Annotated in this window: 11 protein-coding genes and 2 tRNA genes; 4 read left to right on the top strand and 9 right to left on the bottom strand. The window is 68.1% G+C overall.

The window, feature by feature from the left end:
- Positions 1 to 76, top strand: a tRNA-Glu gene (locus tag NQ204_RS03720).
- A 60-nt stretch (positions 77 to 136) separates the two neighbouring features.
- Here NQ204_RS03720 and NQ204_RS03715 read toward each other — a convergent pair.
- Entirely contained in the window at positions 137 to 553 is a 417-nt protein-coding gene (locus NQ204_RS03715) for a GNAT family N-acetyltransferase (protein ID WP_256643110.1), read from the bottom strand.
- 76 nt (positions 554 to 629) lie between these two features.
- Between NQ204_RS03715 and NQ204_RS03710 the strand changes: the two genes are divergently transcribed.
- Positions 630 to 1,586 carry an SOS response-associated peptidase family protein gene (locus tag NQ204_RS03710; protein WP_256643109.1) on the top strand — a complete coding sequence of 319 codons (957 nt, stop codon included), beginning with the start codon at positions 630 to 632 and terminating at the stop codon, positions 1,584 to 1,586.
- Positions 1,587 to 1,601: 15 nt separating this feature from the next.
- On the opposite strand, the gene NQ204_RS03705 is transcribed toward NQ204_RS03710, so the two are convergent.
- Positions 1,602 to 1,982 carry a response regulator gene (locus NQ204_RS03705; protein WP_116863992.1) on the bottom strand — a complete coding sequence of 127 codons (381 nt, stop codon included), beginning with the start codon at positions 1,980 to 1,982 and terminating at the stop codon, positions 1,602 to 1,604.
- A gap of 136 nt (positions 1,983 to 2,118) precedes the next feature.
- Here NQ204_RS03705 and NQ204_RS03700 point away from each other — a divergent pair.
- Positions 2,119 to 2,204, top strand: a tRNA-Leu gene (locus NQ204_RS03700).
- Between the two features lie 62 nt (positions 2,205 to 2,266).
- Here the strand turns inward: NQ204_RS03700 and NQ204_RS03695 are convergent.
- From NQ204_RS03695 to NQ204_RS03685, 3 genes are all read right to left on the bottom strand, one after another.
- Positions 2,267 to 4,105 carry a methyl-accepting chemotaxis protein gene (locus tag NQ204_RS03695; RefSeq protein WP_256643108.1) on the bottom strand — a complete coding sequence of 613 codons (1,839 nt, stop codon included), beginning with the start codon at positions 4,103 to 4,105 and terminating at the stop codon, positions 2,267 to 2,269.
- Positions 4,106 to 4,382: 277 nt separating this feature from the next.
- Positions 4,383 to 4,793, bottom strand: coding sequence for a GNAT family N-acetyltransferase (locus NQ204_RS03690; protein WP_165835713.1), 411 nt, complete (start codon positions 4,791 to 4,793; stop codon positions 4,383 to 4,385).
- A gap of 15 nt (positions 4,794 to 4,808) precedes the next feature.
- A complete protein-coding gene (locus NQ204_RS03685; protein ID WP_256643107.1) occupies positions 4,809 to 5,084 on the bottom strand; it encodes a hypothetical protein in 276 nt (91 codons plus the stop codon).
- Between the two features lie 165 nt (positions 5,085 to 5,249).
- Here NQ204_RS03685 and NQ204_RS03680 point away from each other — a divergent pair, with 165 nt between their 5' ends.
- Positions 5,250 to 6,338 (top strand): DUF5694 domain-containing protein, encoded by a 1,089-nt coding sequence (locus NQ204_RS03680; RefSeq protein ID WP_256643106.1) that lies wholly within the window; start codon positions 5,250 to 5,252, stop codon positions 6,336 to 6,338.
- A gap of 2 nt (positions 6,339 to 6,340) precedes the next feature.
- Here NQ204_RS03680 and NQ204_RS03675 read toward each other — a convergent pair whose 3' ends face one another.
- The 4 genes from NQ204_RS03675 to NQ204_RS03660 all read right to left on the bottom strand — a co-directional run bounded on the left by NQ204_RS03675 (position 6,341) and on the right by NQ204_RS03660 (position 11,869).
- Positions 6,341 to 6,712 carry a hypothetical protein gene (locus NQ204_RS03675; protein WP_256643105.1) on the bottom strand — a complete coding sequence of 124 codons (372 nt, stop codon included), beginning with the start codon at positions 6,710 to 6,712 and terminating at the stop codon, positions 6,341 to 6,343.
- 62 nt (positions 6,713 to 6,774) lie between these two features.
- Positions 6,775 to 6,996: a hypothetical protein gene (locus NQ204_RS03670; protein ID WP_116863986.1), complete on the bottom strand. Its 222-nt coding sequence runs from the start codon at positions 6,994 to 6,996 to the stop codon at positions 6,775 to 6,777.
- Positions 6,997 to 7,090: 94 nt separating this feature from the next.
- Complete coding sequence (locus NQ204_RS03665; protein WP_116863985.1) at positions 7,091 to 9,274, bottom strand: PAS domain-containing protein; 2,184 nt, start codon at positions 9,272 to 9,274, stop codon at positions 7,091 to 7,093.
- 207 nt (positions 9,275 to 9,481) lie between these two features.
- Positions 9,482 to 11,869 carry a Tex family protein gene (locus tag NQ204_RS03660; RefSeq protein WP_256643104.1) on the bottom strand — a complete coding sequence of 796 codons (2,388 nt, stop codon included), beginning with the start codon at positions 11,867 to 11,869 and terminating at the stop codon, positions 9,482 to 9,484.
- Positions 11,870 to 12,057: the final 188 nt, after the last annotated feature.

Raw genomic sequence — 12,057 nt, 5'->3', positions numbered from 1 at the left:
GTCCCCATCGTCTAGAGGCCTAGGACATCACCCTTTCACGGTGGCGACCGGGGTTCGAATCCCCGTGGGGACGCCAATTCTTGAAGACCCCGGCCTCGGCCGGGGTTTTTCTTTGCCTGCGATCCAGGCATTCCGTTCAGAACCGCCGGCACATCCCGATCAAGGCCGGCGCGGTCGGTGCAAACCCGAACTGCGCATACAGGCGGTGTGCCTCACCATCGGCCAGCAGGCTCACATAGGCCGAAGGCGGCAGCGTTGCCTGCATCCAGGCGTCCAGCCGCCGCATCACCTCCTTGCCCAGGCCCTGCCCCTGCAACCGGGGCACGACAGCGATATCGCACACCTGCAGGTGGCAGCCACCATCGCCGACGATCCGCCCCATCGCCACCAGTTCGCTGCCCTGATACGCGCAGACCCCGAACAGGGTATTGGGCAGCGCGCGGATGGCTGCCTCGGCGGTCTTGGCGCTCAGCCCCGCCAGCAGGCGCAGCTGGCAGTAATCCTCAACGGTCGGCACGCCATCGCGGAACTGGCAGGTCGTCGAATCGTTCATGCGTCATCTCCCGGGTGTCGGGCTATCCTGCCGCAGTCTCGTCGCAGCCGCTGCGACCTTCGCCCATAGAACGCCCATGTGCTATTCCGCCCTGATCCGCGCCGACTACGCCAAGCTTGTCCGTGAGTACGGCGCCGTCCTGTCGCTGGAAGAATTCGCCGAGCTGTACGCACACGATCCCGGCAAGAAGCGGCCGAAGACACCCAAAGCCATGGACGATGGTTTTGCCAGCGCACGCACCGAAGAGGGCCGCGACATCGTGGCGAAGATCCAGCAATGGCATGCCGAGGAGCAGCAGACGCTGCAGACCGAACTGCTGAAGCAGGGCGAACGGCGCGACATCGCCAACGCCACCCTGGCCACGCGGCCCACGCAGAAGGCACGCAACGACCTGCGCGTGGCCAGCAACCGCATCGAGCGCGCACAGGCCCGCCTGGACGACCTGCACCGCGTGCAGCTGCTGCCGCGCGACAACCGCATCTTTCCCGGCACGTACGCACCGGTGATGGTCAGCGAGAACGGACAGCGGGTCATCAAGCCGATGCGCTACCAGTGCCGCCTGCCGGACAAGCCCGCACGCAACGACGTGCTGTACCCGGGCACCTACAACGCGCGCCGCGACAGCCTGGAAGGCTACTGGCGCGGCGCCTTCGGCCTGCGCCATGGCGTGGTGGTGGTCAGTGCGTTCTACGAGCATGTGCCGCGCCACGCCATCGCCGGTCGCAGCCTGGGTGCCGATGAAAAGGAACAGGACGTGGTCCTGGAATTCCGCCCCGACCCACCGCGCGACCTGTTGCTGGCCTGCCTGTGGGCCGAATGGGAAGGACCGGAGGGGCGCCTGCTGTCCTTCGCTGCGATCACCGACGCACCGTCGGCCGACGTGGCTGCCGCCGGCCATGACCGCGGCGTGGTACCGATCCGTCGCGAACACCTGGACGCCTGGCTCAATCCCGATCCGGACCAGCTGGCCACGCAGTACGCCATCCTCGATGACCGCGAGGATCTGCGTTACGTCTACGAAGAAGCGGCCTGAGCCGGAAGACTGCCCTCAGGCCCGCGCGCCGGTACGGCCGACCGCGCGCAGCAGGGCCTGCGACAGATCCACCGACAGATAGGGTTTCACCAGCAGCACGCCGTCGCGCATCGATGCAGGCAGCTGCTCGGCGGTCATGCCGGTGGCCAGCACGAAGGGCACGCCCGCTGCAGCGAGCGCCGCGGCGACCGGCTCACTGGTTTCGTTTCGGGCCAGCCGGTAGTCCAGCAGTGCCACGTCCGGCGAGGTTTCCTGCAGCAGGCGCAGCGAATCAGCAACCGTCGCCGCCAGGCCGACGACCACGGCGCCGGCCTGCACCAGCTGCATCTGCAGCAGGGCCGCACTCATTTCGTCGTTTTCGACCACCAACACGCGCAGATCCTGCAACGCCGCCATGGGGCCTCCCCCCACCTGTTAAGCCGATCCAGTATAGCCATCAGCCAGCCATTGCCGGCAGGACGGCGGGCTTCTGGCCCTGTCCGAACAGGCCTCTATGAAGGTCCGCCGGGCTCGGTTACACTAGCCCGCTGCTGCCGGTGTGGCGGAATGGTATACGCAGCTGACTCAAAATCAGCCGGGGGTAACCCCATGAAGGTTCGAGTCCTTTCACCGGCACCATTGAACAAAAGGCCAGGTCATCGATCTGGCCTTTTGCGTATCTGAAGGCTCATCCCCCGGCTTCAGTGGACCACCCGCAGCATCGGCGTGCGCAGTGCCGTCGCACTACCCTGCCCCACATCAACCCGGAACCCGGCCACCGTCTGCAGCAGCTGCGCGGACTGTTCCTCCATGCTGCGTGCCGCCGCCGAGGCCTCTTCCACCAGTGCCGCGTTCTGCTGCGTGCCCTGGTCGATCAGGTCGACGGCCTGGTTCATCTGCTGGATGTCATCGCTCTGCTGCTGGGCCGCCGTGCTGATCTGGGTCATCAGATCACTGACACGGCGTACGTCGCGCACGATCTCATCCATGGTGCGCCCGGCGCTTTCCACCTGCGCGGTGCCGGCGCCGACATTGGCCACCGATGCGTCGATGAGCTGCTTGATCTCCTTGGCCGCGCTGGCCGAACGCTGCGACAGCTCGCGGATCTCGGTGGCCACCACGGCGAAACCACGACCATGCTGGCCCGCGCGTGCCGCTTCCACCGCCGCGTTCAACGCGAGGATGTTGGTCTGGAACGCAATGCCGTCGATCACCCCGATGATGTCGACGATGCGGCGCGAGGAGGCGTTGATCACCGCCATGGTCGAGACCACTTCATGTACCACGGTGCCGCCGCGCGCGGCCACGTCCGCCGCGCCGCCGGCCAGTTCACTGGCCTGGCGTGCGTTGGTGGCAGTGCGCTGCACGGTGTCGGCCAGGCCCTTCATCGACACCGCCGTTTCTTCCAGCGAGGCCGCCTGCTGCTCGGTGCGCTGGGACAGATCGCTGTTGCCCTGCGCGATCTCGCTCGCGCCCACCGCAATGGTGTCGGCGGCCAACTTGATCTGGCCGAGGATGCCGGCCATCGCCTCCACCAGCGCATTGACGCCCTCGCACAGCTCGGCGATGGGGCCGCGCTTGTCGGTCATGTCCACGTGGTGGGTCAGATCGCCCTGTTTTGCCGCCGCCACCACTTCGCGGGTCTGCGCGACGGCGCGCTGGGTGGCCTGGTTCTCGTGCACCTGGGCAGTGATGTCGGTCGCGTACTTCACCACCTTGAACGGGCGGCCGTTCATGTCGAGGATCGGGTTGTAAGACGCCTGGATCCAGACCTCGCGCCCGCCCTTGCCCAGCCGCCGGTACTGCCCGGCGTCGTACTCGCCGCGGCCAAGCTTTTCCCAGAAGTGCCGGTACTCGGCACTCCCACGGTGGTCGGGTTCGACGAACAGGGAATGGTGCTGGCCGCGGACCTCGTCCAGCGTGTAGCCGGTGGCAGCCAGGAAGTTGGCGTTGGCCGACAGGATGCGTCCATCCAGGCTGAACTCGATGACCGCCTGCGACTTGTCGATCGCCGCCAGCTGGCCTGCCGAATCGGCGGCCTGCAGCTTCTGCGCCGTAATGTCGGTGGCGAACTTCACCACTTTGTACGGCCGCCCCTGGCGATCCAGCACCGGGTTGTACGAGGCTTGGATCCAGATCTCGCGCCCACCCTTGCCGAAGCGCCGGTACTGGCCGGCGTCGAACTCGCCGCGCGCCAGCCGCGCCCAGAACTCGCGGTACTCCGCGCTGCGTGCATGTTCGGGATCGACGAACAGGGAATGATGCTGGCCCTGGATCTCGTCCAGGCGGTAGCTCACCGCCTGCAGGAAGTTGTCGTTAGCCTGCAGGATGGTGCCGTCCAGCGCGAATTCGATGACCGCCTGCACGCGATGCAGCGCAGCCACCTGCGCGGCCAGCTCATCCTGGCGGTGATCCTGCGCGGACAGCTCGGTGGAGGTGCGATGACCGCCCAGCGCGCCCAGCATCACGCGCCAGGGCGAAAAACGGGAGTGCGGGTCGGCCGGTGTCTGCTCACCCGCCGTGAAGCCTGGCATCAGCATCGTGGGTTCCTCGGAGTCCAATGAAATGCAATCCGGCGGGCGGGTGCCCGGCGGGGCCATCAATTGCCTGGACTTGCAGACGCGCGGGGAAGCGTCCTTGTTCGTTGTGTGCGTAAAGCTCTGGACTGCGGACTGCGGACTGCGGAAGGCGGTACACACAGCACGGACCGCCCGTCGGGGCAGCCTGGAGTCCAGCAGCGAGGGACAGGAGCGGGATCCAGTCAGGTTATCGGCCGGCAGGTCGCGGCCTTTAGGGTCATTTGCAGTTCCCGCGTCTTCACAGCACCCGGCGATATAGCAGCTTGCCCTCGGCCTCGCCCTGGGGCTGGTAGCCGTTGCGCTCCAGCAAGGCCACCATCTGCGGGAAGGCCTGCGAGGTCTTCACCTCGATACTGTCGTAGCCCTGCGCGGCAGCCCAGCGCTGCTGGGTTTCCAGCAGGGCCTGGGCGATGCCCTGGCGGCGATGTGCCGGATGGATGCCGCCGACCCAGCTGTAGAAACGCCGGCGGTCCAGCGCATAGCCGACCTTGAAGCCGACCAGCTCACCGCCCTGCTCGGCCACCAGCACCAGGTGGCGACGGCCGGCCAGGCGTTGCATGTAGGTGGCATGCGTGCACCCCTGGCCCAGCTCACCCACGCCCTGCAGCACCTGCAGGGCTTCGTCCAGAGTGCCTGCCCTTACCAGCATCATGTTCCTCCGCGGTCAGCGTTGCCGCCACATCATCCAGCGCAGCACGGCGATGGCCAGCACCGCCGGCAGATAACCGAGACTGCCCACCCAGACCAGCAGTGCCGCAGTCACCCAGTTGCCGCCGCCGCCAAAGAACCACGGCGCGGTCTGCAGGACATGCAGGGCAAGCGGCAGCAGCAACACCGGCGACAGCCGCAGCAGCTGCCAGCGCCAGCCCAGCGGCCCGACAAAGCCGATGATCGCACCGAACAGTGCGGCGATCGTCACGATGGGGAGTGCGGCGTCCATGTCGTCGTTCGTTCCAGGTTGCAACGTCCATTGTGGCCCATGCCACGCCTGGCTGCGATGCAGGCAGCGGCCGGAAGGTTGCAATGACCAACGGGGGATTCCTTTGCGCGGTGCTGCGTGCAGGATCATCGTCATCACGGATGCATCCATTGCAGGGAGAAGCCCATGTTCAAACGTCGTGCCTGTGTTCTGCTGTTGAGCCTGTGCAGTGCCGCCGCCGGCGCCGCCGATGCACCCTACCGCTCCGCCTTCCATCCTGGCGAGCACAAGGGACCACCCGCCGGCCGCTTGAATGACGTCCTGGTTCTGGGCAGCCCGCATCTTTCCACCCTGCCCGACGCGTTCCAGCCGGCGATGCTGGAACCGCTGCTGGAGCGCCTGCAGGCGTGGCAGCCCACGGCCATCGCAGTGGAGAACGTCTCCGGCCTGCAGTGCGACTTCATGCGCCGCAGCCCGGCCCGCTATGCCGACAGCGTGAGTAGCTACTGCGTCGACACCGCACCGGCCGAGGCGGCGACCGGACTGGATGTGCCCGGCGCCAGTGCCGAAATGGAGCGTCTGCTCGCCACATGGCCGAAGGACGCCACGCCGGCACAGCGGCGCAGGCTGGCTGCGGTGGCCCTGGCCGCCGGCGAACGCGGTTCGGCCATCGTGCAGTGGCTGCGCCTGCCCAGCAGCGAACGCCGCGCGTCCGACAGCCTGACCCCGGAACTGGTCGCCTTCCTCGACGCACGCGTGCTGCGCAAGGACGAGGTGAACCTGGTCGCCGCCCAACTGGCCGCACGGCTGGGGCTGGAGCGGCTGTGGTCTGTGGATGACCACACCGCCGATACGGATACGCCCGAGGAACAGCAGAAAGCGTTCGCCAAGGCCCTCCGCGGCGCCTGGGACAACCCCGCCGGCAAAGCGCGCAGCGCCGCCTCCGCCCCCTTTGAGGACAATGTGAACCAGCCGGGCGGACTGCTGGCGCTCTATCGCCACGAGAACTCCCCGGAGACCGCACAGAGCGTCTACGACAGCGATTTCGGCGCCGCCCTGGTCGAGCCGTCACCGGAGGGCTTTGGCCGCAACTACGTGGGCTACTGGGAAACCCGCAACCTGCGCATGGTCGCCAACATCCGCGACGTGCTGGGCCGGTACCCGGGCACGCGCATGCTGGCCATCGTCGGTGCGTCACACAAGTGGTACTACGAGGCCTACCTCGACCAGATGCATGACGTGCGGCTGGTGGATGTGGAGCCGGTACTGCGCTGACGCTACGGACCGAACGTCTTGACCATCAACGCGGGCGAGACGTACACGCGCAGCCCATGCTCCAAGGGCTGCTGCATGTCGTAGCCACGCGCATGCGGCCAGCTGCCGGCACCACCGATCTCCACGAACTCGGCCCCCGCATTGCGGACGACGCGGGCGCCCGGACTGGATGCCAGGCGACCGTCGAACAGCGGTTCGCCCTGCCCTGCTGCGAATACCTGCACGCGTACATCGCCGGTGAGCGCATTGAAGCCAAGCTGCAGCTTCACGCTGCCCTGTGCATGGGCGACCAGCACGTCGATACCCTCGGACGTGTCCACCCGCGGTACGACGCCGAACAATTCAAGAAACGCGGTTTCGTCCCAGGCAAACATCGGTGACCTCGTCATTCGTAGAGGAAAACAGTCGAACATGGCCCGACTCTACAGATGCGTGGTCAGCGGCGCCCATTACGCCACAGCACTGCGCTGGCGCCGATGATGCAGCCCAGGGTGGCCAGCAGTGCGCTGGCCACGCCCCACTGCAGGACCGGCACCAGCGCCTGTGCCAAGGGATCGAGGCGAAGCTGCTCCAGGCGCAGGCCACCGGCCAGCGCCAGCAGCCAGCCAATGCAGGCGGGCGCGTAGGCGCCGACGATCTGTGTGTTCCAACGGCTCATGGCAACTCCCTGTCGAGGTGGCGATGGGGCGATTGTTCCGCCCCGCCCTCTCACAGATTGAGACGCCATCAATCCTCGTGCGATACGCACCGGTTCAGCCCGCGTCGTTGTCCTCGCCGGGCAGTTCGCCCAGCTCGCCCTGCACCTGCACGTTGTTGCGGCCCATGGCCTTGGCCCGGTAACACTGGGCGTCGGCCGACGCCACCGCCTCGTCCACCGTCATGCCCGCCTCCAGCGGCGCGATGCCGATGCTGGCGCCGATCCGCAGCCGTGCCGTATCCCACGGAATGGACAGCGCGGCCAGGGTCTGCAGCAGTTCGCGGCCGATGCGCGCGGCCCGGCGCGGGCCACAGCCGGGCAGGATGACCGCGAATTCGTCGCCGCCCAGCCGCGCCACGATGTCCGAATCGCGCACGCCATGACGCAGCACGCTGGCCACCGCCCACAGCACGGCATCGCCGGCCAGGTGACCCCAGGTATCGTTGACCGGCTTGAAACGGTCCAGGTCGATGAACATCAGCGAGGCCGCCTGGCCGGTGCGCTCGACGCGGGTGATCGCCTGCTGCAGGTGCGCCTCGAAGCCGCGGCGGTTGCCCAGCTCGGTCAGCGGATCGATCTCGGCCAGGTGGCGTGCCTCGCGCTGGCGGGCGCGCTGCTGGGTATCGTCGCGCAGCACCCACACCGCGCCACGCACCTGGCCTTCGTCATCGCGCAGCCAGGCGCGGGTCAGGTCCACCGGCACCGTGGCCGCGCCCAGCCGCATCAGCAGGTCGGCATGCAGGTCCACCGCGTTGCTGTCCGGATCCAGCAGCACGGCCACATCCAGCACCGAGCCGGGCGCGTATTCGGTGGTCAGCGACAGCACGTCCTGCACGTTGTGGCCGGCCAGGGCCAGCGCGTTGTCACCCGCCAGGATGCGCACGGCCGCAGCGTTGGCGTACTCGATACGTCCTTCCAGGGTCACGCTCAGCACCAGGTCGGCCACCGCATCCAGGGTGATGCGGCTGCGCTGCTCGGTTTCGTACAGGCGCTGCTCGCTGCTGCGCTGGGCGGTGACGTCCTGGATCTGCGACACGAAATGCAGCGGCTCGCCGCGCTCGTTGCGCACCAGCGAGACCGACAGGCGCGCCCAGATGGTGTTGCCATCGCGGTTGAGGTAACGCTTTTCCAGGTGGTAGTAGTTGCGCCGGCCGGCCAGCAGGTCCTGCACCAGCGCCAGATCGGTCTGCAGGTCGGCCGGATGGGTCAGACGCTGGAAATCCACCTGCAGCAGCTCTTCGCGCGGGTAGCCCAGGATCCGGCACAGCGCATTGTTGACGTCCAGCCAGCGCCCTTCCAGCGAGACCAGGGCCATGCCCAGCGCCGCCGAGGTGAACGCACCGGCGAACTTTTCCGCGGCCAGACGCGCGTCGGCACGCGCCTGCTGCATCTCGGTGATGTCGATGGCCATGCCGACGTAACCGATGCACTGCCCGTCGGCACCGTCCATGCGGCTGATCGAAAGCCGCACCTGGCGGCGCTGGCCATCCTTGCGCAGGAAGGTCCACTGCCGTGAGAACGTGCGGCCCTGGGCCTGCGCGGCCAGGGCCTGGAAGACGGTCGGCAGGCGCCCTTCGGCATCGGCCAGCGGTGCCAGGAAGACGGCGATCTCGTCGGGCTCGTGGAAAACGCCCGGGTCGACCCGGCCCACCACGTCATCGGCCGTATAGCCCAGCAGGCGCTCGGCGCCGCTGTTGAACAGGGTGATCATGCCCTGCGGGTCGGTAGCCATCACCGCCACTTCGTCGGATGCATCAACCAGCGCCTGCAGCCGCTGGCGCATTTCCGCTGCGTCCTGCCGGGCCTGCTGCAGCTCGGTCACATCATCGTGGGCGCCGGCCATCCACACCGGGCGGCCCTGACCGTCCCGCTCGAACACGCGCCCGCGGTCGTGGATCCAGATCCAGCGGCCGTCCTTGTGGCGCATGCGCAGCAGGCACGCATAGTGGTCGGTGTGCCCGCGGAAGTGCTCCTCCAGCGCGGCATCGGAACGGGCCAGGTCATCAGGATGCACAAGCGCCTGGAACGTATCCTGGTTCACCGGTTCCAGTTCTTCCTGGCGATAGCCGACGATTTCGGCCCAGCGCGCGTTGATGCGCATCTGGCCGGTCTGCACGTTCCACTCCCAGGTGCCCGCTGCGGTGCCTTCGATGATCATCGCCAGGCGGCGGCGGTCTTCGGCCAGCTCCACCAGGCGCCGCTCGACCAGGTTGCCTTCGTTGTTGCCGGGGCCGCCCATCAGCTCTCCCTGCCCTGCGCGCAGGCGCGCGCGGGCCGCAGCGCAAGGCTGCAACCCTGATGGAAGCTGACGGGAACGATTGGCGCCACGGCCCTCCCCGGCGACGACGGGACGGCCCGATGGCCCCCTTGGGCGCAAGTGTGCGCACTGCGGGGGAACCCCGACAAGTCCCCCCCTCGCAGGCGAGCGCCTGGAGGGGTGCCGGACTCAGCTGCGCCTGGCGCGGGCGAAGGCGTCGGCCAAGGCATTGTTGGCCGGTGGCGCCGACTGCGCCGGACGGCCGCCATTGCCCTGCCCGCGGTTCTGGCCACGGTTAGGACCGTCTGCATCGCGGCGCGGCCCCTGCCCCTGCCCACGCTCCTCGCGCTGGCCCGGCCGGCTGGTGGCCTGGCCGGGGGTGTCGCCCAGGCGCCGGGTCAGGGCGATGCGCTTGCGCGGCACGTCCACCTCCAGCACCTTCACCTTGACGATGTCGCCGGCCTTGACCACGTCGCGCGGGTCCTTGACGAAAGTGTCCGACAGCGCGGAGATGTGGATGAGTCCGTCCTGGTGCACGCCGATGTCGACGAACGCACCGAAGGCCGCCACGTTGCTGACCACGCCTTCCAGCACCATGCCTTCGCGCAGGTCCTTGATGTCCTCGACGCCCTCGGCGAAGCGCGCAGCCTTGAACTCCGGACGCGGATCGCGGCCCGGCTTTTCCAGTTCCTTGAGGATGTCGCGCACGGTCGGCACGCCGAAGGTCGCGTCGGTGAACTGTTCGGCCTTCAGGCCTCGGAGGAAGCTGCCATCACCGATCAGCGCCTTGATCGGGCGCGCGGTACTGGCGACGATGCGCTCGACCACCGGATAGGCTTCCGGGTGCACGGCCGAGGCATCCAGCGGCTGGTCGCCATCGGCGATGCGCAGGAAGCCGGCGCACTGCTCGAACGTCTTATCGCCAAGCCGCGCAACCTTCAACAGATCCTTGCGGCGCTTGAACGGGCCGTTGTCATCGCGATGGCGCACGATGTTCTCGGCCACCGTCGACGACAGGCCGGACACGCGCGACAGCAACGCGGCCGAGGCGGTATTGACGTACACGCCGACGGCGTTCACGCAGTCCTCCACGCGCGCATCCAGTGCCCGCGCCAGGCGGTACTGGTCCACGTCGTGCTGGTACTGGCCGACGCCGATCGCCTTCGGTTCGATCTTGACCAGTTCGGCCAGCGGGTCCTGCAGGCGGCGGGCGATCGACACCGCGCCACGCAGCGACACGTCCAGGCTGGGGAACTCCTTGGCCGCGAATTCGGACGCCGAGTACACCGAAGCACCGGCTTCGCTGACCACCACCTTCTGCAGCTTCGGGTTGCCGGCGGCCTTGATCGCCTCACCGGCCAGCTTGTCGGTCTCGCGGCTGGCGGTGCCGTTGCCGATCGCGATCAGCTCGACGTTGTGCTTCGCACACAGCTGCTCGATCGTCTGCAGCGACTGATCCCACTGCCGGCGCGGCTCGTGCGGGTAGATGGTCTCGGTCGCCACCAGCTTGCCGGTGGCATCGACCACGGCGATCTTGCAGCCGGTGCGGATGCCCGGATCGAGGCCGAGCACGGTCTTCGGCCCGGCCGGCGCGGCCAGCAGCAGATCCTTGAGGTTGTCGCCGAACACGGCGATCGCATCGGCCTCGGCCTTCTCGCGCGCCTGGTTGAACAGGTCCAGCAGCAGGTGCGTGTGCAGCTTGGCGCGCCAGGTCAGGCGGCAGGCATCGAGCAGCCAGCGGTCGGCGGCGCGGCCCTGGTCGGCGATGCCGGCCTTGCGCGCCACGCGCCCTTCGGCGTACTGGTGGCCAGCCTCGGCATCGCTGCCCGGGTCCAGTTCCAGGAACAGGATCTCTTCGCGGCGCGCGCGGAACAGCGCCAGCAGGCGGTGCGAGGGAATCTTCGCCAGCGACTCGGCGTGTTCGAAATAATCGCGGTATTTGGCGCCTTCGTTTTCCTTGCCCTCGGCCACGCGGGCGCGGATCACGCCGCCCTCGCCCAGCCAGGTGCGCAGTTCGCCGACCAGCGCGGCATCTTCGCCCCAGCGCTCCATCAGGATCGCGCGGGCGCCTTCCAGCGCGGCCTTGGTATCGGCCACGCCCTTGTCGGTGTCGACGAAGGTGGCCGCGAACACCTGCGGATCCTGCGTCGGGTCGCCCAGCAGGCCATCGGCCAGCGGCTCCAGCCCGGCCTCGCGGGCGATCTGCGCGCGGGTGCGGCGCTTGGGCTTGTACGGCAGGTACAGATCTTCCAGGCGGCTCTTGGTATCGGCGGCGAGGATGTCGTTGCGCAGTTCGTCGCTCAGCTTGCCCTGCTCGCCGATGCTGGCCAGCACGGCGGCGCGGCGGTCTTCCAGCTCGCGCAGGTAGGTCAGGCGGGTTTCCAGGTTGCGCAGCTGGGTGTCGTCCAGACCACCGGTGACTTCCTTGCGGTAGCGGGCGATGAACGGAACGCTGGCGCCCTCGTCGAGCAGGCCGACGGCGGCACGCACCTGGGCGGACTGGGCACCGATCTCGTCGGCGATGGTCTGGGCGATCTGCTGGGCGAGCGCGCTCTTGGCGTTCTTGGCGTCGTGCATTGCTTCAGGTCTGGGCCGCATTACGGGAAGGCCCCATTCTGGCAACCCACGACCAAGCGGGACAAGGCGTTGACAGGGGGCGGGATTCAGCCTCCGGCGGCCGGTCGGGACGCCGGCATCCTGGCGAGGGGGGCTGGGATGCCGGCGCGGGCGCGCGATGATGGGCGCGCCCTGCCGCGTGTTACGGG

This window comes from Stenotrophomonas testudinis, assembly GCF_024499815.1.
In the GTDB taxonomy this organism is placed as follows: domain Bacteria; phylum Pseudomonadota; class Gammaproteobacteria; order Xanthomonadales; family Xanthomonadaceae; genus Stenotrophomonas.
Note: the sequence above shows the minus strand (reverse complement) of the source record. Positions and strands in the feature narration are given on the sequence as shown.

Coding starts and splice junctions, on each gene's coding strand:
- NQ204_RS03715 (WP_256643110.1), bottom strand. CDS start 553: ATGAACGATTCGACGACCTGCCAGTTCCGCGATGGCGTGCCGACCGTT.
- NQ204_RS03710 (WP_256643109.1), top strand. CDS start 630: ATGTGCTATTCCGCCCTGATCCGCGCCGACTACGCCAAGCTTGTCCGT.
- NQ204_RS03705 (WP_116863992.1), bottom strand. CDS start 1,982: ATGGCGGCGTTGCAGGATCTGCGCGTGTTGGTGGTCGAAAACGACGAA.
- NQ204_RS03695 (WP_256643108.1), bottom strand. CDS start 4,105: ATGCTGATGCCAGGCTTCACGGCGGGTGAGCAGACACCGGCCGACCCG.
- NQ204_RS03690 (WP_165835713.1), bottom strand. CDS start 4,793: ATGCTGGTAAGGGCAGGCACTCTGGACGAAGCCCTGCAGGTGCTGCAG.
- NQ204_RS03685 (WP_256643107.1), bottom strand. CDS start 5,084: ATGGACGCCGCACTCCCCATCGTGACGATCGCCGCACTGTTCGGTGCG.
- NQ204_RS03680 (WP_256643106.1), top strand. CDS start 5,250: ATGTTCAAACGTCGTGCCTGTGTTCTGCTGTTGAGCCTGTGCAGTGCC.
- NQ204_RS03675 (WP_256643105.1), bottom strand. CDS start 6,712: ATGTTTGCCTGGGACGAAACCGCGTTTCTTGAATTGTTCGGCGTCGTA.
- NQ204_RS03670 (WP_116863986.1), bottom strand. CDS start 6,996: ATGAGCCGTTGGAACACACAGATCGTCGGCGCCTACGCGCCCGCCTGC.
- NQ204_RS03665 (WP_116863985.1), bottom strand. CDS start 9,274: ATGGGCGGCCCCGGCAACAACGAAGGCAACCTGGTCGAGCGGCGCCTG.
- NQ204_RS03660 (WP_256643104.1), bottom strand. CDS start 11,869: ATGCACGACGCCAAGAACGCCAAGAGCGCGCTCGCCCAGCAGATCGCC.